Genomic DNA, 20,082 nt, shown 5'->3' on the forward strand with positions numbered 1-20,082 from the left:
TCGCAGATTATCCATGGGCCACCTCCAGTAGAATCCGCCCGCTGGAGCAGGTGGCGGTTTCATTGCGATAGGCGAAATACAGTTTGCTGCGGGTCGGGTCGAAGCGCAGGTGCAGCTGGACTTCATCCCCCGGACGCACCAGTTGCTGGAACTTCAGCACTTCCATGCCGGCGAATTTTGCCGGCAGGTTCATCAATTGCTGGCCCAGGTTCAGCGCCCACTCTACTTGCACCACCCCCGGTAGCACCGGCGCCTGGGGGAAATGGCCGCTGAAATAGGCCAGGTCCGGTGGCACCGCGAGTTGCAGGCTCCATTCGCCTTCGACTTCGACTTGTTCCAGCACTTGCGGCGCCTTGGGGCGCGGCGCCAGCAGCAGGGTTTCGACCTCGGCCTGGGGCAGTTTTCCTTGAGCGTTCAGCGGCAGCTGTCGCAGCAAACGCCAGCGCCGAGGCAGGGCCAGGGCTTCGCAATGTTGGCTCAGGTGTTGGCGCAAGGCCTGAGTGAGGTCGCGCCGGCCCAGATTACGCAAGGCGTGCAACCCGCTTCGTTCAGCACCAGCAACGCCCCCAGTGAGGCACGGTTTTCCTGAACCACACCAAGCCGAGCTTCAGCGACCCAATCGTGGGCCATCAAAGCCTGCTCCAGCATCGGTAGTGAGATACGTTTTTCTTCGAGTTTGACGATCCGGTCCAGCCGTCCGAGCAGTTCAAAACGGCCATCAGGTGCGATTCGCGCAGCATCGGCGGTGTGTTCGACATGGCGGGCGGGCAAGTAGGGCGAGGTGATGAGCAGCGCGCCGTCATTGTCCTGTTGCAGTACAACATCAGCGAAGGGCTGCCAGAGATCGTGACCCTGACGCCAGGCAATGCCGCCGGTTTCCGAGCTGCCGAAAATTTCGGTCGGCCATTGATGCAGGCGTTCGTGCAGGCTCTGCGCCGCCTCGGCTGGTAATGCACCACCGGAAGAAAATACCCGACGTACCGCGCTCAAGGCTGGCCAGTCGAGGTTGTCACCCATCCGTTTGAGCAGCGCCGGGCTGGCGACCCAGGCGAAGGCCGGATGTTCGCGGCTGGCGCGTTGCATATCTTCCGGAAAGGCCAGTTGCTTGCGCATGAAAGGGCGTCCGGCGCACAGCGGCCACAGTACTCGAAACAGCAGTCCATAAATGTGTTGGGTGGCGACGCTGCCAATAATGCACGCCGGGCCCAGGTCGGCGCCCCACAGCTGTTCCAGGCTTCGACTTCATTGACCAGTTGGCGCAGGCTTTTTTCGATGCGCTTGGGTTCGCCGCTGGAGCCGGAGGTGCACAGGATCAGGAGCAGCGATCCAGATCCAGTGCCGCAGCGGCCAGTGGCGGATGCTGGAAATCAACCAGATGGGCGTCGTCGGGCTGATCGGTCAGCCACAGGTCTACTTCATTCGACCACCGTTGGCGGGTCTGAGGTTGCAGGTCGGCCGGCAACAAAACGCTGACCCCGGCACGCCAGGCGCCGAATAGGGCAATCGCCAGTTCCCCGGCGTCCTCAAGATGCACGGCGATGCGCTGCACACCCTGGGCTTGCAGGCCGGCGGCCAGGCTCAGGGCATGTACACATAGCAGCGCGTGATCCAGCGCCGGTTCGGCCGTTACGCCCCGCTCCGGCTCAGCCTTGAGCAGCAGGTGCTCAAGTTTTATCCAATTCATGGGCGGCCTCGTACCCGTTGTCGTATGAGCCATTCAATGGCAAACATAAGACCTATCAATCCGTAGGAAATCAGGCCGGTGTACAACATCCACCAGCTTAGCGGCGCCCAAAGCGTCAGGGCGGCAGCGCACAAACCGTTGCAGAGAAAAAACACACTCCAGGCGATGGTCACCTGGCGGGTGTAGCGAATTCCCTCGGCCGGCAGGTGCGGTTCACGCAGACGGGCCAGGCGTTCAACCATAGGTGGGCCATAAATCAGGCTCACCCCGAACAGCACCAGCATGAAACCGCTGATCAATACCGGGTACCAGCGCAGCAGCGCCGGGCTGTCGACCAGCGCCAGCAACAGGCAGAACGCGATAGCTACAGTTGCCATCCACAGACTGCCTGGTCGCCGGCGGCCCGTCAGCGCCCGCGCCAGCCACAGGCTGCCCAGTAGCAGACCGAACTGCCACGGCGCGAAATGTTCCATGCCGAAATACACCGCGAAGGGGTACAGCAGGCCCACCAGCAGCAGGCCGAGGCCAATCAGTCGGCTCATGTGGCCGGTTGAACCAGACGGTAGACCGCTTCGACCACGTCACTGACGGTACGCACCGATTTGAATTCCTCGGCGGCGATTTTCTTGCCGGTCTGACGTTTGATGTGATCGATCAGGTCGACCGCATCAATGCTGTCGATTTCCAGATCCTGATACAGGTTGGATTCGAGGCTCACCCGCTCGGGGGCCAGCTCGAACAGCTCGACCAAGGCATCGCGCAGTGTGTTGAAAATGTCGTCACGAGTTTGCATGGTCCGGTCTCAAGCTGCCTGTTTTGCAGTGACGAACGCCGCAAGGCTCGCCACGTTGCTGAAGTGATTACGGGTGTCCTTGGCGTCGGCGTCGATTTTGAAGCCATACTTTTTCTGAATCGCCAGGCCGAGCTCCAGGGCGTCCACCGAGTCCAGGCCCAGGCCTTCGCCAAATAGTGTCTGTTGATCGCCGATGTCTTCGGCACTGATGTCTTCGAGGCCGAGGGCTTCGATGATCAATTCTTTGATGTCCCGGTGCAGGCTATCGGTGTTCAGATCGCTCATCTTCGGCGAGCTCCTTGATAAAGTAAGAATGCAAATAATCGTTGAGCTTGCGCGAGGCCTGAGGGGCCGGGCCCAGCGCGGCGAAGGCTTGTGGGTCTATATCGGCGCCGACACGGAAACTGAAATGCACGCGGCGTTTGGGGATCCGATACCAAGGCTCGGCCTTGGTCAATGTGGTTGGGCTGACCTTGATCACAACCGGGGTGAGGATTTTCGCACCCCGCACGGCAATTGCCGCAGCCCCCCGATGAAAGGCCGGCGCCTGGCCTGGCTGGGTGCGGGTGCCTTCGGGAAAGATGATCAGGGTCTGGCCGTTTTTAAGGGCGTCGGCGGCAGTATCAAGCATGTCCATGCTGCCGTCGTTGCTGATGTATTCGGTACGGCGCAGGGGGTGCGGGTGAACGGGTTTTCCCAGAGGCTTTGCTTGACCACGCAGTTGGCATGGCGCACCAGGCCGATCAGGAACACCACGTCGATCAATGACGGGTGATTGGCAATAATCATCTGCCCTGGTCGGCCGAGTTTTTCCGCGCCCTGAATGTCGTAGGTCAGCACACCGGCGCGAGCCATGAATCGGACAAAAAACCAGAAGCAGCGACTGACGGTTTTCCGCGCGCGCAGCCGATGGGTTCTGGCATCACCTGGCAAGCAGTTCAGAAAAGGGAAAACCACCAGGCGCAGGCACAGCCCGCCCAGCCCGAACAGGGCGAAGCTTGCGGCGGTGGCTAGCAGGCGCCAGTAATAGGCGTCGCGGTTTTTTTCGGTCACAGGTTGCGTTGCCAGGTCCATACACGATTTTTCCAGGCATGTTGGCAGGTTGTTTGCTGGCCTAGCAGCATAGGCAGCAGATTCAGCGCGTGCGGCCAGCGGGATTTGGACAACACATCCGCGGGGCTGTTCAGGGACAGCTGCCAGTCATTGCCGGGCATGATCAGCAGGCCGATTGCATAAGGGAATGGCACATCGTCGATCCAGGTCGAGTACGCCTCGGGTGGTTGTTCTTCGGTCACCACCAGCAATACCGCGGGAGCGCCTTCATTCAGCAGGGCCGCCGCCTCCAGCATGCCGTGTTCCAGACCATCACCAGCGGCGGCGAGGGCAGTCATTTCGCTGGTTTCGCCGCGCATGATCGACCACAGGCCAATGATCGCGTTATGGACCGACAGGCTGAACTGTGTCGGGGATAGCGGTTGTTCGGCGGCCAGATCGCTGAGAATGTCGAAGGTGCGCGGGGTTTCGCCGTGACGGGAAATAAAGACCAGCGGCAGGTCCGTGTGACTTTCGGCCAAAGGCCAGCCGACACTGAATGCCATCCTCGCCAGTCGGCTGAGGCGTCGGCGTTGCATGGCGGGCAGAAACGACACATCGGGAGCGGCATCGCTGAGCGGCAGCTCGACCGGTTGCCGGCTCCAGGCCAGCCAATCGTCCACGCTTTCGAGGCCCGGGGCCCACGCGCGCCATTGGGCGATGTTGAAATTGATCACAGACATTTCATCCCGCCCCTGCGGGCTTCCTTGACGCGGTGAGTGGCAGATAACCACGACTCACTCTACGTGGCGCTTGGCGCCGAGTGGTGCGCATTATCCCGGTGCCGGGAACGCGTAGCAAATGCTGGTTACATTTTGCACAGTGAGATGGACCGCTTAGTTCGCGAAAACCGAACGTTTGACAATTATTCACATTGCTATAGGCCCGCCTGTCGGCTCCGGCGGAGGCCCATGGGCGAGTTTGCCGCTTTTTCAGCGGGGGATTGCTGATGACTGTGTAGTCCCTGTGCCAGCGAGGTAGCTAAGCAATGCCGTGGACTACTACACTCGGTCATTCTTTGATACACGGAGGTTTTGACATGCGGCGCGTGGTGTTCAATCAGAAAGGTGGCGTGGGCAAATCCAGCATTGCCTGCAATCTGGCGGCGGTCAGCGCCAGCGAGGGCTATCGCACCCTGTTGGTGGATCTCGATGCCCAGGCCAACTCCACTCAGTACCTGACGGGACTCACCGGCAATGACATCCCGATGGGTATTGCCGATTTCTTTAAGCAAACCCTCTCGTCCGGGCCTTTCGCCAAGAAAAGCCAGGTCGATATCTACGAAACCCCCTTCGAAAATCTTCACGTCATCACCGCCACGGCCGAGCTGGCGGATTTGCAGCCCAAGCTTGAGGCCAAGCATAAGATCAACAAACTGCGTAAGTTGCTCGAAGAGCTGGATGAAGATTACGACCGGATCTACCTCGATACACCGCCGGCGCTAAATTTCTATGCAATTTCGGCATTGATTGCCGCCGATCGCGTGCTCATCCCCTTCGACTGCGACAGTTTCTCGCGGCAAGCCCTCTACGGCGTGCTGGCGGAAATCGACGAATTGAAGGACGACCATAACGAGGGGCTGGAAGTCGAAGGTATTGTAGTCAACCAGTTCCAGGCCCGCGCCAGCCTGCCCCAGCAAATTCTCGACGAACTGATCGCCGAAGGCTTGCCGGTGCTGCCGGTATACCTGGGCAGCTCTGTACGCATGCGCGAATCGCACCAGGCCAACATACCGTTGATCCATCTCGACCCGCGACACAAGCTGACGCAACAGTTCGTCGAGTTGCACAACCTGCTAGAAAACACCTAATAGCCCCTGTTGGAGCGAGGCTTGTCCGCGAAGGCGATCTATCGATCAACAATTTCGGTAAATGTGGCCTCTTCGCGGGCAAGCCTCGCTCCTACAGAATGGGGTTGTCTTCAGGGTCGCTATCAAATCCCCTGACTACGCAACCAGCTCATCAACTGCGGCAACGGGAAAGCCCCGCTCTGGCGTGCAATTTCCCGGCCGTTCTTGAACAGAATCAGACTCGGAATCGACCGAATCCCCAATTGCGCCGACAACTGCTGATTCGCCTCGCTATCCAGCTTGGCCAGTCGACACTTGCCCGCCAATTGTCCGGCGGCCTGCTCGAACACCGGCGCAAACGACTTGCACGGCCCACACCAATCCGCCACACGTCTACCAACAGCGGCAGATCGCCCTTGATCTGACTGGCGTAGTCGCTTTGCTTGAGTTCGAAGGGTTCGCTCAGCAGGACTTCTGACTTGCAGCGACCGCATTTGGGGTGGTCGTTCAGGCGCTCTTCGGGGATGCGGTTGAGGCCGTTGCAGGAAGGGCAGGGGATGAGGAGTGGGTCGGTCATGATGGTTATCCTGTTAGAAAGCCTATTCCTCCTAGTTGGAGACGTTTGCTCATATTTTCAATCGCGCGGTGGCCGGGGATAAAACTAGGCTGAGTCGTGCTGACCAAGACCGCTGGTCTACTGAAGATTATCGCAACTTGCGATATTTTTGATCTGTGATTAACTTCCAATAGCAAAATGCGATAAGGATGTTGCATGCGAGTGTATTCCGAAAAGCGAATCTGGGACGCCAAGGAAAAGTGGCCACAGGCGGCCAGCGCACTGGATCAGTGGTATCGAATGTTAAAGCGCGTCAAGCCAAGTGATTTTGCGGCAATGAAAGCTTCCTTTCCCTCAACCGACAAGGTAGGGGAGTTTCACGTTTTCGATATTGGCGGTAACAAATTACGGCTAATCGCCTATGTTCGATATCAACATCAAAAAATCTACATCAAGCACGTGCTGGATCACCGCGAATATGACCGCGGTAAATGGAAGGAGGGAAGAACATGAGCGTTCTGATCAAAACCGCGGCCGAACACTGGGAGTTCGTATCGCCATTACTACGCAAACCCAAAAATGAAGACGACTATGACGCGCTGGTGCAGGCGCTCGACGAGTTACTCGAGATGACCGGAGTTGACGAGTCGCATCCTCTGATGAGTCTGGTAGACATCATCGGCGACTGGATTGAGGAGTGGGACCACAAGCATCACCCTATGCCCGAAGCCACAGGTGCAGAAGTGCTTGGTTACATGATGCGCGAACATGGATTGACTCAAAGCGACCTGCCTGGTGTCGGTCCTCAGTCGGTCGTTTCCGAGATCCTGAGCGGAAAACGCCAGCTCAACCTGCGGCAGATCCGCTGGCTGGCCGAGCGATTCAATGTTCCGGTAGAGGTCTTTATCTGATCCGCCTCACGACGAACAACTGATCTCCAGATGCTTGCCCCACTCTGGCGGCCGCTCTGCATAACTCTCCATCCCCGGCTGTTCCTCGAACGGATTGCTCAGCACCGTATGCAGCCGGCGAACTTCCGAATAATCGCCCTTTTCTGCGGCATCGATAGCCTTTTGCGCCAGATAGTTGCGCAGGATGTACAGCGGGTTGACTGCGTGCATCCCCTTGCGACGCTGCTCCTGATCAAGCTCGCCCTCACGGGCAACCCGTGCGACATAGAGCTCGCCCCAAGCATCGAAACCCTTGAGGTCGACGAAGTCATCGCGCAGATGAAGCACAGCCGCATCTGGTGACTCTTCGCCCAGTCGACGGAAGAACAGGCTGTAATCGACGGCGCTGTTCTGCATCAGTTGCAACAGGTATTCCAGCAGCTTCTGGTCATCTTCTTCAGCGCTGATGAACCCCAGGCGGCGGCGCATCAGGTCCAGGTAATGGGCCTGGAACAGCGGCAGGTACAGGCCGAGGGTTTCGCGCAGGGCCTCGACACTTATAAACGGAGTCAAGGCCTGGGCCAGGGCGCTGAGGTTCCACTGGCCGATCGGCACCTGGTTACTGAAGGAGTAGCGGCCCTGATCATCGGAGTGGTTGCAGATGAAGTTGGCGTCGAAGTCATCGAGGAAGGCGAACGGGCCGAAGTCGAAGGTAATGCCGAGGATCGACATGTTGTCGGTGTTCATCACCCCATGGCAGAAACCATAGGCCTGCCACTTGGCGATCAGTTCGGCGTTGCGCTCGACAATCTCGCGGAACATCGCCAGATACGGTTCCGGTTGTTCGAGGCACTCGGGGAAATGCATGGCGAGGACGTGGTCGCCAAGCTCTTTCTGCTTTTCGGGGCGTTTGGTGTAGTAAAAATATTCGAAATGCCCGAAGCGCACATGGCTCGGCGCCATGCGCAGGACCATGGCTGCGCGTTCCTGTTTCTCGCGCCACACCGGTGTGTCGGAGCCGATCACACACAGCGCCCGTGTGGTCGGGATATTCAGCGCAAACAGGGCCTCGGAGGCGAGGAATTCGCGGATTGAAGAGCGCAGTACTGCTCGTCCATCGCCCATTCGCGAGAAAGGTGTCTGCCCGGCGCCCTTGAGGTGCAGGTCCCAATGCTCGCCAGCTTCGTTGTACACCTCACCGAGCAACAGGCCGCGGCCGTCGCCCAGTTGCGGGTTGTAGGAGCCGAACTGATGCCCGGAATAAACCATCGCCCTTGGGATCGCGTCGGCCCAGAGCTTGTGGCCACTGAACAGTTCGGCGAACTCCTGGGTTTCGGCCACGGCCGGGTCGAGATCCAGCAACGCCATGGCGGCGGGGCTGGCCACTACCAGGCGCGGGTTGTCGATCGGTTCGGGCAGCACATGGGCGGAAAACGCATCGCCCAGGCGGTCGAAGCGATTATCGAAGGTCAGTTCGTCGAGGGCTTTCAAAGGCCGGCTCCAGCAGAATGTCCGAGCATTCTGCTGGGGAAAGGCCGGTTAGTCGAGTTTGGCGGCGGGCGGCTCTTGCGCCGGTTTGCTATCGACCCGCGGCACGATGGTTTTGGTTTCCGGCTCGATTGGCACCATCTTGTATTCCTGCCCATCGAGATTCTTGAGGTAGACCTCCATCTGCCGGAACGAGATGTTGATGTGCTGCTTCTTGAACTCGCGGTTGATGAAGCGGTTGACCTCATCGAGCACCGGGTTACGGTCGCCGAGATCGCGCACATGCATGCGCAACTCGTGGTCGAGGGTGCTTTCGCCGAAGTTCAGGAAGTACACGTGAGGTTCCGGATCTTTCAGGACGCGCGGGTTATCTCGGGCGGCCTTGAGCAGCAGTTCCTTCACCAGATCCAGATCCGAGCCGTAATCGACCCCAAGCTTGAGCGTCACCCGAGTGATGGTGTCGGTCAGCGACCAGTTGATCAGTTGTCCCGTAATGAACGTCTTGTTCGGGACGATGATGTCTTTACGGTCGAAGTCGGTAATGGTCGTGGCACGGATGCGGATCTTGCTGACGGTGCCCGACAGGTTGCCGATGGTGATGGTGTCGCCGATCCTCACCGGACGTTCGAACAGGATCATGATGCCGGAGATGAAGTTGGCGAATATCTCCTGCATGCCAAAGCCCAGGCCCACCGACAGCGCCGCCACCAGCCATTGCAACTTGTCCCAGCTGACGCCGAGTGTCGACAGGGTCGAGACAAAACCGACCCCGGCAATCACGTAGGACAGCAGGGTGGTCGTGGCGTAGGCGCTGCCCTGGGCAAGATTGAGCTTCGACAGCACGAACACTTCCAGCAGACCCGGCAGGTTGCGCGCCAGGGCGAAGGTGATACCGATGATAATCAACGCGCCGAGCAGGTCGCCGATGCTGATCGGCACCATGCTCATGTTGGCGCCGGTGCCGCTGGTGTATTCGTACAGGGTAATGTTATCCAGATACGAGAACACCGATATCAGGTCGGCCCAGGCCCAGTACAGCAACGCCATGAAGCCACCGAGCAGTGCCAGGCGAATCAGGCGCAGGGACTGTTCGTTGACCTTCTCGATATCCAGGGTCGGTTCTTCGATCACCGCTTCGCCGTCGCCGGCCTCTCTCGCGGCCTGGCGTTTGGCCAACGCGCGCTGGTAGGCCAGGCGACGTGCCGCCACGCTGAGACCGCGCACGAAGGTGGCTTCGATTACCAGCCAGAACATCAGCAGGTACAGGGTGTTGATCAGCCGGTCGCTGAGTTTCAGCGCGGTGTAGTAGTAGCCGAAGCACACGGCGACGAACAGGGCCACCGGCAGGGCGGTGAACATGATGCCCACGGCCTTGCGGAACAGCGATGCGTTTTCGTGGGCCGGGCTGCTGACCAGCAGGCGGCTGAGCAGCAAGGTCATCAGGGCGTAGCAGATGAGTACCACGGGCATGCCCAGCACATCGTCGGCCAGTGCCGCCGGTTGCAGTTCGGCAACCGCCACCACGGCGACCAGCGCCATCACCACCATGCCGAGCCGGCGGACCCAGCCGCGAAGGAACTCGACCTGAGGCTTTTCCCAGCGGAAATGCAGTTCCGCGACGCCACCTGGCGCCAGGATCCGATAGGCGGTGTAGAACACCAGCCAGGCCTGGGCCATTTGCAGCAAGGCTGCACCCATGTTGGCGTTCTGCCCACGGGCGTCGATTTGCAGGGCCAGACCGCATAAGGCCAGGCCCAGCGACACCGGCATCGCCAGCAGAATGTTGATCAGAATCGCCTGCGGCGTGTGCAACTGACTGTCACGCTTGAAATGGCCGATGTCCTGGTGAACCTTGTTCAGTCGGGCATACAGATTCTTGCGGCGCCACAGCAGAGCACCAATCAACAGCGCCAGAGGCAGGAACAGCAGTGGTCGCTGGGTCAGGCCATCGGTCAGTTCACTGAGGCTCGAGGCCCATGGCAGGGTAGTCACCTGACGTTGCAGGCGCTCCGGCACAGCGCGCATCCACTCCACATCCAGCGGCTTGTTGCTGGGGATCCAGAACATCTGTTCATCGAGCGTCGCCCGCAGGCTTTGTGCGGTACTGAGCAGCTGCTTCTGGTTCAGTTGCAGGGTGATGGATTCGTTGAGCACGGCGCTCAGTTCGCGGTTCAGCCGCTCCAGCAGGTCAGCGCGGGTGGTGGCTAGCTCCAGCAGGCTCTTGCGCAGTTGCGGAGTGACTTGCTCGGGCGGTTGGCTCGACAGCAGGTTGTCGACGTAGGTGGCCGGGTTGCTGAGTAATTCCCGTTGCTGGCTGACTTCGAACTGATACAGGCGAATGTCGGCGATCTGGTCGGCCAGATCGCGGTCGACCCTGAGGCGCGGCAGGGCTTGTTTCTGTTTGTAGAGAATCTTCGAGAGCAGCAGGCTGCCCTTGAGTACGTTGATCTGCTCGTCCAGGGCCGAATCGCTCTGGGTCACGCTGTCCAGTTGTTGCTTGGTCTGCAGGTTCTGCTGGGTGACTTCGTTGAGGCGGTCAGTGCTTTTGAGCAGGTAGTCCGAAAGCTTCAGGTTAGCCGCGCTTTCGGTCGCCAACAGGCTGCTGCCACCGGCCTTCTGCGCTTCAATGGACTGTTGCGTCACCGTCTCTTGGGATTGAGCCAGGCGTTTCTGGTTGATCAGGTTTTGCAGCTCCTGGATTTCCTGATCCAGCCGGTCGGACTTTTCCGACAGCAAGTCATGCTGACTGTTGCCCAGATCTTGCAGCTGGGTATTGCCGGCCAGTTCTTGGCGCCGCAGCGGAATAACTGCATTCAGTGCAGCGAGCTCGGCGTTGAGCAGGTCGCGCTGCTCGGCGCTCAAAGTCTTGCCGCTGTCCCTGCCGGCCTTGAGGATATTGTTGATCTGCTGGATGCGCGTCTGGCTGGTGGAGATTTCCGCCTGGGCACGCTCCGGGCGGGTCTGGGCGGTAATGACCAGGCTGTTCGCATCGGCGAGGGCTTTTTGCAGATCGCTTTGCTGGGTGGCGCGCTCGGTGAGCATCTGCTCAAGCTGCTGAATCGACTCTTTGGTAAAGCGTTGCGCCACCGGCACCACACTGCTGGCCTTGAGGCGTGTCAGCTCACGCTGGTTCTCGATGGCCTGCTTGGGGGCCGTGACCAATTGCTGCTTGAGGTCGCTGAGTTTCTTCTCGTAATCACGCCGGTTGTTGAGCTGAGTCAGCGTGCTTTGCAGGACCGACTGCAGGGCCTTCTGATCCGCCTCCGGCAGCTTGCGGTCGGCGATCTTGTCCAGGCTTGCCTGCACGGTTTCGCGGGTGGGTGGTTCGGCAGCTTGCAGCGTGCCGACGGAGAGGCTCAGGCCCAAAAGGACCATGACGAAAAAGGTGCGCAGGCTTGACATAAAGACCGATCGAAACGAGATGAAAGATGGAGTTTAGAGGAAGAGTCCGGGACCCGGGCGACTTCCTTCGGGGAATCTGACGCCCACTTTGCCAATCTTGTTCCCGTCCATGACCGCGACGGTCCAGATGGTGCTGTTCCATTCCACTTGGTCGCCGACCACGGGTGCGCCCCCCACTTTGTGTGCAATGAAGTGCCCCAGGGACATGTGCGGGTCGATGTCTTCAACCTTCAACCCGTACAGGGCAGCAACCGCAGCCAGTTGGGCGTCTCCTTCGAGTACGAAGTCACCGAAGAAGCGCAAATCGAGGCCCCGTTGCGGTGCCTGGCTGAACAGTTTTCCGAGGGCCGCAAGATTGTGTTCATGGCCGATTACGCAGAGCAAATCGTCGACTTCGAGCACCGTACTACCCGACGGATGGAGCAGTTGCTGGCCACGAAACAAGGCCGCGATACGAGTGCCTTCGGGCATTTTCAGTTCGCGAAGGTGAGAGCCGATGCACCATTTTTCGGCGCCGAGGCGATAAACGAACAGCTCCCATTCGCTGGTGACGTGAACTTCCAGGGCGGAACGAGAGATCGGCGCAGGCTCAGGTGGCACCGTCACCTTCAACAGTTTGGCGATCCACGGCAGGCTCGTGCCCTGCACCAGCAGCGACACCAGCACAATAAAGAAGGCGAGGTTGAAATAGAGCTGAGCATTGGGCAAACCCGCCATCAACGGGAACACCGCCAGAATGATCGGGACCGCACCGCGCAAGCCGACCCAGGAAATGAACGCCTTCTCGCGCCCATGGAAGGCCTTGAACGGCAGCAGGCCTACCAGTACCGACAGCGGCCGGGCAAACAGAATCATCCACAGCGCCAGGCCCAGTGCCGGCAGTGCAATCGGCAGCAAGTCGTGGGGCGTGACCAGCAGCCCCAGCACCAGGAACATGCCGATCTGCGCCAGCCAGGCCATGCCGTCGAGCATGTGCAGGATACCGTGGCGGCTGCGCACCGGGCGGTTGCCGATCACCAAACCGCACAGGTACACCGCCAGGAAACCGCTGCCATGCAGGGCGTTGGTCAGGGCAAATACGACCAGACCGCCAGCGATGACCAGGATCGGGTAAAGGCCGGTGGCCAGGTTGATGCGGTTGACCAATTGCAGCATGAGCCAGCCACCGCCCAGGCCGACGACGGCACCGATGCCGAACTCGCGCAGCAAGTGGGTCAGCAGGCTCCAGTGAAGGCCGGTCTGGCCGCTGGCGAGCATGTCGATCAGGGTCACGGTGAGGAACACCGCCATCGGATCGTTGCTGCCGGACTCAATCTCCAGGCTAGCGGTTACCCGTTCGTTCAGGCCTTTGCCACCGAGCAACGAGAACACTGCCGCGGCGTCGGTGGAGCCGACGATGGCGCCGATCAGCAGGCCTTGAATCATGTTCAGGTTGAACAGCCAGGCCGCGGCCATGCCGGTCAGCCCGGTGGTAATTAGAACGCCGACCGTTGCCAGCGACAGCGCCGGCCATAACGCCACGCGGAAACTCGACACCCGGGTGCGCAAACCGCCGTCCAGCAGGATCACTGCCAGTGCCAGGTTGCCGACCAGGTAAGCGGTAGGGTAGTTGTCGAAAATAATTCCGCCGCCATCGACACCGGCGGCCATGCCGACTGCCAGGATGATCACCAGAATCGGGATGCCGAGGCGGGAAGAAAGTGAGCTCACCAGAATGCTCGCACCTACCAGCAACGCGCCGATCAAGAAAAGGCTGTTGATGGTCGTCGCATTCAAAGGCAGTACTCCAAAAAGCTGAAAGGCGGGCACAAACTGACCATGCAGTCTGCGTGCCAGCGATTCTAACCTGTTGAAATGTGATGCTGTCAAAAAGCTTTTTGCGGATCAAAAGATCGCAGCCTGCGGCAGCTCCTACAGGAAAACGCGAATCCCTGTGTAGGAGCTGCCGCAGGCTGCGATCTTGTCGTCGTCACTCGGTTAGAGGCTGAACCGCCCAACCATCGTGTTCAGATCCACCGCCAGGCGCGACAGCTCACTGCTCGCCGCGCTGGTCTGGTTGGCGCCCGTCGCCGATTGCACCGACAGATCACGGATGTTCACCAGATTACGGTCCACTTCGCGGGCCACCTGCGCCTGCTCCTCGGCCGCGCTGGCGATCACCAGATTGCGCTCGTTGATTTCCACGATGGCGCTGTTGATGGTGTCCAGCGACATCCCGGCGCCGCGGGCGATGTTCAGGGTCGATTCGGCGCGCTCAGTGCTGTTGCGCATCGAATCCACCGCGTGCTCGGTACCGCTCTGGATGCTGCCGATCATGCGTTCGATTTCGCTGGTCGACTGCTGAGTGCGGTGCGCCAGGGCCCGCACTTCGTCCGCCACCACAGCAAAGCCACGACCGGCTTCACCGGCGCGCGCCGCTTCAATGGCAGCGTTCAGGGCCAGCAAATTAGTCTGGTCGGCCAAGCCGCGAATCACGTCCAGCACCTTGCCGATATCCCGGGATTCGTTGGCCAGTTCACCGATCAGGGTGGCGGTGCTCTGCACATCGGCGCTCATGCGTTCGATGGCGCTGACCGTTTCCTGCACCAGATCGCGACCGTCGCCGGCGGAGGTAGTGGCGTTCTTCGACGCCTCGGAAGTGCTGACTGCGTTGCGCGCGACTTCTTCGACGGCGCTGGTCATTTCGTTGACGGCGGTGGCGGCCTGTTCGATTTCATTGTTCTGCTGCGTCAGGCCACGGGCGCTTTCATCGGTGACGCTGTTGAGTTCTTCGGCGGCAGAAGCCAGTTGAGTGGCCGAGCCGGAAATCCGTTGCAGGGTGTCGCGCAGTTTGTCCTGCATCTTCGACATGGCCAGCAGCAAACGCCCGGCCTCGTCCTTGCCGTCGACCGTGATTGGGCGAGTCAGGTTGCCTTCGGCGATTTGCTCGGCGGCATTCAAGGCATTGGCGATCGGTTTGGTAATGCTCTTGGTCAGCAACAAGGCGAACAGAATGGTCAGGCCGGTGGCGATCAAGAGCAGGGTGATGACCAGATTGAACGCCGAATTATACTGATCGGCAGCTTGCTGATTGGTGTCGAGAGTCTGCTGGGTGTTGATTTCCAGCAGCTTGTTCAACACCGCGTTGATCGCTTCGGAGTTGCTCAGCAAATCGGTGTTGAGCAGGTTGCGCAGTTCGTCGACCTGATTATTGCGCGACAGCGTTTTCATCCGGTCTTCGATCTGGCGGTATTGCCCGAGCAACTGCACGTATTGATCGTAGGCCGCACGTTCCTGCGGGCTGGCGATCAGTTTTTCGTAGGTGACCTGGGCGGCGCGAATCTGCTGGTTGCGCAGTTCCAGCAGCTCCATGGTTTTCTGCTGAACGTCCGGCTCGCGGTTCACCAGCAAACGGTAGGACAACACGCGCAGGCGCAGGGTCAGTTGGGTGAACTCGTCGAGGCTCTTGATGCTTGGCACGCTGTTATTGGTGATCTCTTCGGCGGCGCCGCGAATCTTGCTCATCTGATTCAAGGCAAACACCCCCAGAACCATCATCAGGCCACCAATGAGGGCAAAGCTTGTGAACGCCCTTGGGGCGATATTCATATTACGGAGGGACATGGGATTCACCGAAAAGAGCGCACCTGAGCGGTGCCGAGGCTGACGTATGAATGGCTTATCGGTCATGCGACTGAAGTCTTGAGCCCCTGTGCGTTTTTGAGCGATTAACTGTGGGAGCGAGCTCGCTCGCGATGGTCGTCAACGATAACGCGGGCTGTCTGGATGAGGGTGTTGCCTGGACGCTTTTCGCGAGCGAGCTCGCTCCTACAGGTGATGCGGCGACGAAGTGCAGGAACCAGATTGGCCAATCACAGTCTTTAAAGTTCGCGAGAAGGTCACCGGTCAGGAAAATCAAGGCCTTGCGCCTGTTTAACCCTGGCATCCACGGTGACTTTTCTTTATCGTACGTGCCCTTTGAAAACGCCCGGAAAATCAAAATGTTGGAAGCATCCCTAAGCCAATTGGAACAGCTGGTCAGCGACCTTGTACAACAGAACCAGACCTTGCTCGGCACCAACCAGGCCCTGAGCGCAGAACTGGCCCAGGCCAAGGATGAAAACGAAAGCCTGCAACTGAGCCTGATGGAACAGGAAGAGAAGCAAGGCGCCACCGCAGCCCGCATTCAGGCACTGGTTGAGCGCGTCAGCGCTGGGCCCCTAGCCGAATCAGTCAGCGCATGAGTTACGGCGCAGGGGTAAAAGTCGTCTCGATCCTGGGGGAAGACTATTCGATCAAGGCGCCGGAAGGGGAAGAGCAAACCCTGCTGGACGCTGCGTTGATGTTGAAGGCTGCCCTGGCCGAGACCAAAAAGAAGTACCCGAGCCTGATCGGTGACCGACTGTTGGTGCTGGCCGCAATGAATCTGTGTTCCCAGCAGATCGAAATGAAAAAGCAGCACAAGCTCGAACTCGACCGTTACCAAGAGCAAGTCAGCGCCACGGTTGAAGTGATCTCCAAGACGATCAATCAGGCCTGATCGGCTTTGCGCACAACCAGAGAATAAATGTCGGTTTAGTTGTATACAATCGGCACGACTGTGCAGTGCTTCAGCCTTTTATTCTTGGTTCATCACGGATTGCCGGGAAAGACGCTCTTGATCTTCATGAAAAAGAATCCGCTATCCCGGTAACCCTACGCCATCTGCTTACTGACCTATGTTCGATTGTTTATCCCTTCCAAATTCCCCGTGTACATCGGCCAACCACCTCTCGACCCTATTTGGCCACCACATGGAAAAGGTCATAGACCACTCGAGCTTTCGGGCAGTGCTGGCGAGCCTCCAAGTCAAACGCGATGCTCATGTCCATCACAACTACTTCAATATGAACGAAACCTTTAGGCTCCTGCTCTTCGAAGAGGGGAAGGGAATCGGATGGCGTGGGGAGTCAGATCGATCTGTAAGGTATCGCCATCAGGCTTGATGTTGGCGACAGAAAAGCCCTTCAAAATAATAAGGAAAGTATTAATATTGCGCATAAGAACACCGGTTTGTTTGATGTGTTTTATTGCACGAACATTATCAATTAAATCGGCGTTCTTGTTCATCTATCTTTCGGGCTTCCGTAAAGAGCATTGTTCTTTGGTGGGCAAGATTAAGTTGGAGGTAAAAATAAAAGGCTGATAATTGAATGATTGTTAGGGTATATGTTGATGTATTTCTGTTTAAGAATGTTAGTTGTTCCTCTGATGATAAATATATCATTTGCTTCGGCTGATTTGTCAACCTCAACTTTGCTAATTCCATCTTCAATGGAGTGGGTGTGGTTTCCAACCTTGAAACTTACTCCAAATGACCCGTCGGGGGTCTGCACAAATGTTCTTCTAAGCACAGTGCCGCCCGGCATATGATCTTCATATCTTGCCGACAGTATCATTTCTTTATAGTTGAGTAGCGTAAGGAAATGATAGGGTTCTCCTGATTGAGCTTGAACTTCGCACTTCCAAACGTTGCTGTCGGGTGTGGGGGTAAACAGTTTTCTCAGAATTTTTTGATTTCCATGACCGGTTGAAATCATGTCATTGAAGTTCATCGTTTGAACAGCTGATTTTATAGTTACAACGGTAGAGGATGCCTCATTTTCAACGGATAGCTCAGCTTCGCGGGGTGCTGTGGATATTGTTACGCCGACGCCGCCGCCGATTGCTGTATAGGTTTTCGCCATGACCTTAAATACAGTGTGTGATTCATCCCAGAGAGTGGTTATTTCATTTTTGATTGGAATCATAGCGCTTAGAACAGCATCGTCGACATTTGTAAGGATGTGTTCTTTGTTAGCAGGTAGCAAATCGTGAAGTGGAGTAGTGTCCGTGGGTAGATTAGGTGTGTTCATGGTTGTATCCCTATGTTTATGATGAATTTTAATGGTTGGTTTTTGCTTTGTTGAAGGGCTCATGCTGTGCGATTTTCTCCTTGTCTTCTACCTGTCATAAATGACAGCCCCGACGGGCGGTATTGGTGACTCTTGTTGAGTTAGAGATTAATTGCGTAACAAGAAGCAGGGCAGAGCGAGGAAGAATCTTTCGGACGAGGATGGGCATGACTCTTCGCAGATTGCCAGGCGATGCAGCGTCTGGCAGAGGATCTGTAGTACCTGACCATGATCGGTGACCGACTGCTGGTGTTGGCCGCGATGAATCTGTGTTCCAAGCAGATTGAAATGCAAAAGCAGCACAAGCTCGAACTCGACCGTTACCAAGAGCAAGTCAGCGCCACGGTTGAAGTGATCTCCAAGACGATCAATCAGGCCTGATCGGCTTTGCGCACAACCAAAGAATAAGTTGTCGATTTAGTTGTATACAATCGGCACGGCTGTTGCAGTGTTTAAGCCTCTTATTCTTTGGGGGTGCTCCATGCAGTTCTGGCGACGCAGTATTCAATGGCAGTTGATCCTGAGCATGGGCACCGCCCTGCTGCTCAGCATCCTGATCGTGGTTGGCATTTATACCCTCGTGGTCAACCGCCTCGCCCAGCGCTATCTGGTCGAACAAGCCCTGCCGTCGAGCATCGAAGCGATGCGTAACGACATCGAACGCATCCTCGTCCAACCTCTCACTGCCGCCAAGGACATCGCCAGCAACAGCATGGTGCGCGACTGGCTGGCCGGGGGTGAAGACAGTGCCCGGACCGCTGCGTTCGTACAGTATCTGGAAGGTATCCGTACCGAACATAAAGCCTTTACTGCATTGATCGTCGGTACTGCTTCCAATCACTACTTCACTGAAAAAGGCCTGGACCGGATCCTCAGCCGCTCCAATCCCAAAGACGCATGGTTCTATTCGTTCCTCGACAGTAACCAGCCGCGCACGCTCAATATCGATAACGATACGGCTACTGGAGAATTGGCGCTGTTCATCGACCTTAAAGTCGAGCAGACCGGCAAGGTCGTGGGTGTTGCCGGGTTGGGCCTGAGCATGAAAGAGCTGTCGGAGCTGATTCACAACTTCAGCTTCGGTGAGCGCGGCAAGGTCTATCTTGTGCGTTCCGATGGTTTAATCCAGGTTCATCCCGAGGCGCAGTTCAGCGGCAAGCGCACGTTGGTCGAGCAGATTGGCGAATCGGCTGCCCAAGCCGTCATGGGTCAAAAAGCCGTCGCCAGCAGCTTCGTTCGGGATGGCGAAGATTTCCTCGCATTGAGCCTGCCGCTGCGTGATCTGGGCTGGACACTGGTGGCCGAAGTGCCACAGTCTCAGATCTACGCCGAAGCCCGCCGCGCGATGTGGATGAGCAGCGGCATCGGCCTGGCGGTGGCGTTGGCGTGCCTGTTGCTGGTGGTATTGCTGACCCGTGGGTTGGTGCGACCGATTCGTCAGGTAACAGCCGCGCTGGTAGCCATTGGTAGCGGCGGTGGAGATTTGACCCAACGGTTAGATTCCAGCCGCGCCGATGAGCTGGGTGATCTGGCTCGCGGCTTCAATCGGTTCCTCGACAGTCAGCGCGACATGATCGGCGAAGTGCTGACCACCAGCGAACGCCTGCGCACGGCTGTCGGCCAAGTGGCGCGGGTGGTGGACAACACCGCTGAGCGCTCCGGGCGGCAGCAGGAGATGACCGACATGGTCGCCACCGCTGTTCATGAAATGGGCCTGACCGTGCAGGAAATTGCGCAGAACGCCGGCAACGCGGCGCTCGCTTCGCAGAGCGCTCGTGATGAAGCGATGCAGGCCCGTGAAGTGGTCGGCGGCTCGATTCGACATATCGAAAACATGTCCGATGAAATAGGTATCGCCGCCAATGCTGTGGGCGAGTTGGCCGATCAGGTGGCATCGATCGATCAGGTGCTGGCGGTGATTCGCGGGATTTCCGAGCAGACTAACTTGCTGGCGCTCAACGCCGCCATCGAAGCTGCGCGGGCCGGAGACATGGGGCGCGGCTTTGCGGTGGTCGCTGATGAAGTGCGCACTTTGGCTCGACGGACGCAGGCTTCGACCGATGAAATACAGCAGATGATCGGCAGCCTCAAGCAGGGTGCAGAGAATGCGGTGTCGTCGATGCATAGCGGGCAAGCCGCGACCGGCACAGGGGTTGAGTCAAGCCAGCGCACAGGGGCGTCGTTGACGGCAATTACCGGGCAGGTCGAACGCATCAGCGACATGAACCATCAGGTCGCGACCGCGACGGAAGAGCAGTCGGCGGTGACCGAAGAGATCAATCGTAATGTGCAGGGGATTTTCGATCTGGCGCGGGCGACGGCGGGGGAGGTCAGGGCTTGTCGTGAAGATTGCCAGACTTTGCAGCGGTTGGCGGATGATTTGGCGCGGCAGATGGGTGGGTTTCGCCTGAGCTAAGAGATGCATTTGCTGAACTGACGCCTTCGCGGGCAAGCCCGCTCCCACAGGGTTTTGCGG

The 20,082-nt window shown here is 58.2% G+C and carries 16 protein-coding genes and 6 pseudogenes; 8 read left to right on the forward strand and 14 right to left on the reverse strand.

Translation table 11 applies throughout. The features are described from left to right. Positions 1–7 precede the first annotated feature (7 nt). From CES87_RS12305 to CES87_RS12330, 6 genes and pseudogenes are all read right to left on the reverse strand, one after another. Positions 8–1,684 (reverse strand): annotated as a pseudogene (locus CES87_RS12305) (AMP-binding protein). Beyond that, complete coding sequence (locus CES87_RS12310) at positions 1,681–2,226, reverse strand: hypothetical protein (RefSeq protein ID WP_128606322.1); 546 nt, start codon at positions 2,224–2,226, stop codon at positions 1,681–1,683. Before CES87_RS12310 ends, CES87_RS12305 begins: the two are co-directional and overlap by 4 nt. After that, positions 2,223–2,477 (reverse strand): acyl carrier protein, encoded by a 255-nt coding sequence (locus CES87_RS12315; RefSeq protein ID WP_128606323.1) that lies wholly within the window; start codon positions 2,475–2,477, stop codon positions 2,223–2,225. The genes CES87_RS12310 and CES87_RS12315 overlap by 4 nt, the downstream gene beginning before the upstream one ends. Before the next feature lie 9 nt (positions 2,478–2,486). Next, on the reverse strand, positions 2,487–2,762 hold the full coding sequence (locus CES87_RS12320) for a phosphopantetheine-binding protein (protein ID WP_128606324.1): 276 nt from the start codon (positions 2,760–2,762) through the stop codon (positions 2,487–2,489). Beyond that, positions 2,740–3,551 (reverse strand): annotated as a pseudogene (locus CES87_RS12325) (lysophospholipid acyltransferase family protein). The gene CES87_RS12320 and the pseudogene CES87_RS12325 overlap by 23 nt, the downstream one beginning before the upstream one ends. After that, the gene (locus CES87_RS12330) at positions 3,527–4,252 is read right to left on the reverse strand and encodes a beta-ketoacyl synthase chain length factor (RefSeq protein WP_128606325.1); all 726 of its coding nucleotides are present in this window, start codon (positions 4,250–4,252) and stop codon (positions 3,527–3,529) included. Before CES87_RS12330 ends, CES87_RS12325 begins: the two are co-directional and overlap by 25 nt. 356 nt (positions 4,253–4,608) lie before the next feature. On the opposite strand from CES87_RS12330, the gene CES87_RS12335 reads away from it, so the two are divergent. Continuing rightward, a complete protein-coding gene (locus CES87_RS12335; protein ID WP_128606326.1) occupies positions 4,609–5,379 on the forward strand; it encodes a ParA family protein in 771 nt (256 codons plus the stop codon). A 122-nt stretch (positions 5,380–5,501) separates the two neighbouring features. Here the strand turns inward: CES87_RS12335 and trxC are convergent. Continuing rightward, positions 5,502–5,935 (reverse strand): annotated as a pseudogene (gene trxC, locus CES87_RS12340) (thioredoxin TrxC). A gap of 195 nt (positions 5,936–6,130) precedes the next feature. Here trxC and CES87_RS12345 point away from each other — a divergent pair. Continuing rightward, positions 6,131–6,427 carry a type II toxin-antitoxin system HigB family toxin gene (locus CES87_RS12345; protein ID WP_128606327.1) on the forward strand — a complete coding sequence of 99 codons (297 nt, stop codon included), beginning with the start codon at positions 6,131–6,133 and terminating at the stop codon, positions 6,425–6,427. After that, positions 6,424–6,825, forward strand: a complete 402-nt coding sequence (locus CES87_RS12350) for a type II toxin-antitoxin system HigA family antitoxin (protein ID WP_128606328.1) — start codon at positions 6,424–6,426, stop codon at positions 6,823–6,825. The genes CES87_RS12345 and CES87_RS12350 overlap by 4 nt, the downstream gene beginning before the upstream one ends. Before the next feature lie 6 nt (positions 6,826–6,831). Here CES87_RS12350 and selO read toward each other — a convergent pair whose 3' ends face one another. From selO to CES87_RS12370, 4 genes are all read right to left on the reverse strand, one after another. Beyond that, positions 6,832–8,295, reverse strand: coding sequence for a protein adenylyltransferase SelO (gene selO, locus CES87_RS12355; protein ID WP_128606329.1), 1,464 nt, complete (start codon positions 8,293–8,295; stop codon positions 6,832–6,834). 48 nt (positions 8,296–8,343) lie between these two features. After that, positions 8,344–11,694, reverse strand: a complete 3,351-nt coding sequence (gene mscK, locus CES87_RS12360; RefSeq protein WP_128606330.1) for a mechanosensitive channel MscK — start codon at positions 11,692–11,694, stop codon at positions 8,344–8,346. 33 nt (positions 11,695–11,727) lie between these two features. Further along, positions 11,728–13,470 carry a potassium/proton antiporter gene (locus tag CES87_RS12365; protein ID WP_128606331.1) on the reverse strand — a complete coding sequence of 581 codons (1,743 nt, stop codon included), beginning with the start codon at positions 13,468–13,470 and terminating at the stop codon, positions 11,728–11,730. A 201-nt stretch (positions 13,471–13,671) separates the two neighbouring features. Continuing rightward, on the reverse strand, positions 13,672–15,297 hold the full coding sequence (locus CES87_RS12370; RefSeq protein WP_128606332.1) for a methyl-accepting chemotaxis protein: 1,626 nt from the start codon (positions 15,295–15,297) through the stop codon (positions 13,672–13,674). Between the two features lie 377 nt (positions 15,298–15,674). Between CES87_RS12370 and CES87_RS12375 the strand changes: the two genes are divergently transcribed. Together CES87_RS12375 and CES87_RS12380 are read left to right on the forward strand one after the other, a co-directional pair. After that, on the forward strand, positions 15,675–15,917 hold the full coding sequence (locus CES87_RS12375; protein WP_128606403.1) for a hypothetical protein: 243 nt from the start codon (positions 15,675–15,677) through the stop codon (positions 15,915–15,917). After that, positions 15,914–16,213: a cell division protein ZapA gene (locus CES87_RS12380; protein ID WP_128606333.1), complete on the forward strand. Its 300-nt coding sequence runs from the start codon at positions 15,914–15,916 to the stop codon at positions 16,211–16,213. The genes CES87_RS12375 and CES87_RS12380 overlap by 4 nt, the downstream gene beginning before the upstream one ends. Before the next feature lie 241 nt (positions 16,214–16,454). Here CES87_RS12380 and CES87_RS34255 read toward each other — a convergent pair. The 3 genes and pseudogenes from CES87_RS34255 to CES87_RS12395 form a co-directional block, all read right to left on the reverse strand. Further along, a pseudogene (locus CES87_RS34255) lies at positions 16,455–16,559 on the reverse strand (transposase); the annotation flags it as partial. 13 nt (positions 16,560–16,572) lie between these two features. Continuing rightward, positions 16,573–16,782 carry a hypothetical protein gene (locus CES87_RS33040; protein ID WP_128606334.1) on the reverse strand — a complete coding sequence of 70 codons (210 nt, stop codon included), beginning with the start codon at positions 16,780–16,782 and terminating at the stop codon, positions 16,573–16,575. Positions 16,783–16,829: 47 nt separating this feature from the next. Beyond that, complete coding sequence (locus tag CES87_RS12395) at positions 16,830–17,630, reverse strand: hypothetical protein (RefSeq protein ID WP_128606335.1); 801 nt, start codon at positions 17,628–17,630, stop codon at positions 16,830–16,832. Between the two features lie 195 nt (positions 17,631–17,825). Between CES87_RS12395 and CES87_RS12400 the strand changes: the two are divergent. The 3 genes and pseudogenes from CES87_RS12400 to CES87_RS34265 form a co-directional block, all read left to right on the forward strand. Next, a pseudogene (locus CES87_RS12400) lies at positions 17,826–17,987 on the forward strand (cell division protein ZapA); the annotation flags it as partial. A gap of 145 nt (positions 17,988–18,132) precedes the next feature. After that, positions 18,133–19,158, forward strand: a pseudogene (locus CES87_RS34260) (cache domain-containing protein); the annotation flags it as partial. 132 nt (positions 19,159–19,290) lie between these two features. After that, on the forward strand, positions 19,291–20,022 hold the full coding sequence (locus tag CES87_RS34265; protein WP_371858205.1) for a methyl-accepting chemotaxis protein: 732 nt from the start codon (positions 19,291–19,293) through the stop codon (positions 20,020–20,022). The last annotated feature ends 60 nt before the right edge of the window (positions 20,023–20,082 follow it).

Origin of the sequence: Pseudomonas sp. ERMR1:02, assembly GCF_002277815.1 — a bacterium.
GTDB lineage: Bacteria > Pseudomonadota > Gammaproteobacteria > Pseudomonadales > Pseudomonadaceae > Aquipseudomonas.

Excerpts from the sequence above, each read along its gene's own strand:
- CES87_RS12380 (WP_128606333.1), top strand. The coding sequence starts at position 15,914 with ATGAGTTACGGCGCAGGGGTAAAAGTCGTCTCGATCCTGGGGGAAGAC.
- mscK (WP_128606330.1), bottom strand. The coding sequence starts at position 11,694 with ATGTCAAGCCTGCGCACCTTTTTCGTCATGGTCCTTTTGGGCCTGAGC.
- CES87_RS12375 (WP_128606403.1), top strand. The coding sequence starts at position 15,675 with ATGTTGGAAGCATCCCTAAGCCAATTGGAACAGCTGGTCAGCGACCTT.
- CES87_RS12335 (WP_128606326.1), top strand. The coding sequence starts at position 4,609 with ATGCGGCGCGTGGTGTTCAATCAGAAAGGTGGCGTGGGCAAATCCAGC.
- CES87_RS12395 (WP_128606335.1), bottom strand. The coding sequence starts at position 17,630 with ATGAGCCCTTCAACAAAGCAAAAACCAACCATTAAAATTCATCATAAA.
- CES87_RS12370 (WP_128606332.1), bottom strand. The coding sequence starts at position 15,297 with ATGTCCCTCCGTAATATGAATATCGCCCCAAGGGCGTTCACAAGCTTT.
- CES87_RS34265 (WP_371858205.1), top strand. The coding sequence starts at position 19,291 with ATGGTCGCCACCGCTGTTCATGAAATGGGCCTGACCGTGCAGGAAATT.
- CES87_RS12330 (WP_128606325.1), bottom strand. The coding sequence starts at position 4,252 with ATGTCTGTGATCAATTTCAACATCGCCCAATGGCGCGCGTGGGCCCCG.
- CES87_RS12315 (WP_128606323.1), bottom strand. The coding sequence starts at position 2,477 with ATGCAAACTCGTGACGACATTTTCAACACACTGCGCGATGCCTTGGTC.
- CES87_RS12320 (WP_128606324.1), bottom strand. The coding sequence starts at position 2,762 with ATGAGCGATCTGAACACCGATAGCCTGCACCGGGACATCAAAGAATTG.
- CES87_RS12310 (WP_128606322.1), bottom strand. The coding sequence starts at position 2,226 with ATGAGCCGACTGATTGGCCTCGGCCTGCTGCTGGTGGGCCTGCTGTAC.
- CES87_RS12345 (WP_128606327.1), top strand. The coding sequence starts at position 6,131 with ATGCGAGTGTATTCCGAAAAGCGAATCTGGGACGCCAAGGAAAAGTGG.
- CES87_RS12350 (WP_128606328.1), top strand. The coding sequence starts at position 6,424 with ATGAGCGTTCTGATCAAAACCGCGGCCGAACACTGGGAGTTCGTATCG.
- CES87_RS33040 (WP_128606334.1), bottom strand. The coding sequence starts at position 16,782 with ATGAACAAGAACGCCGATTTAATTGATAATGTTCGTGCAATAAAACAC.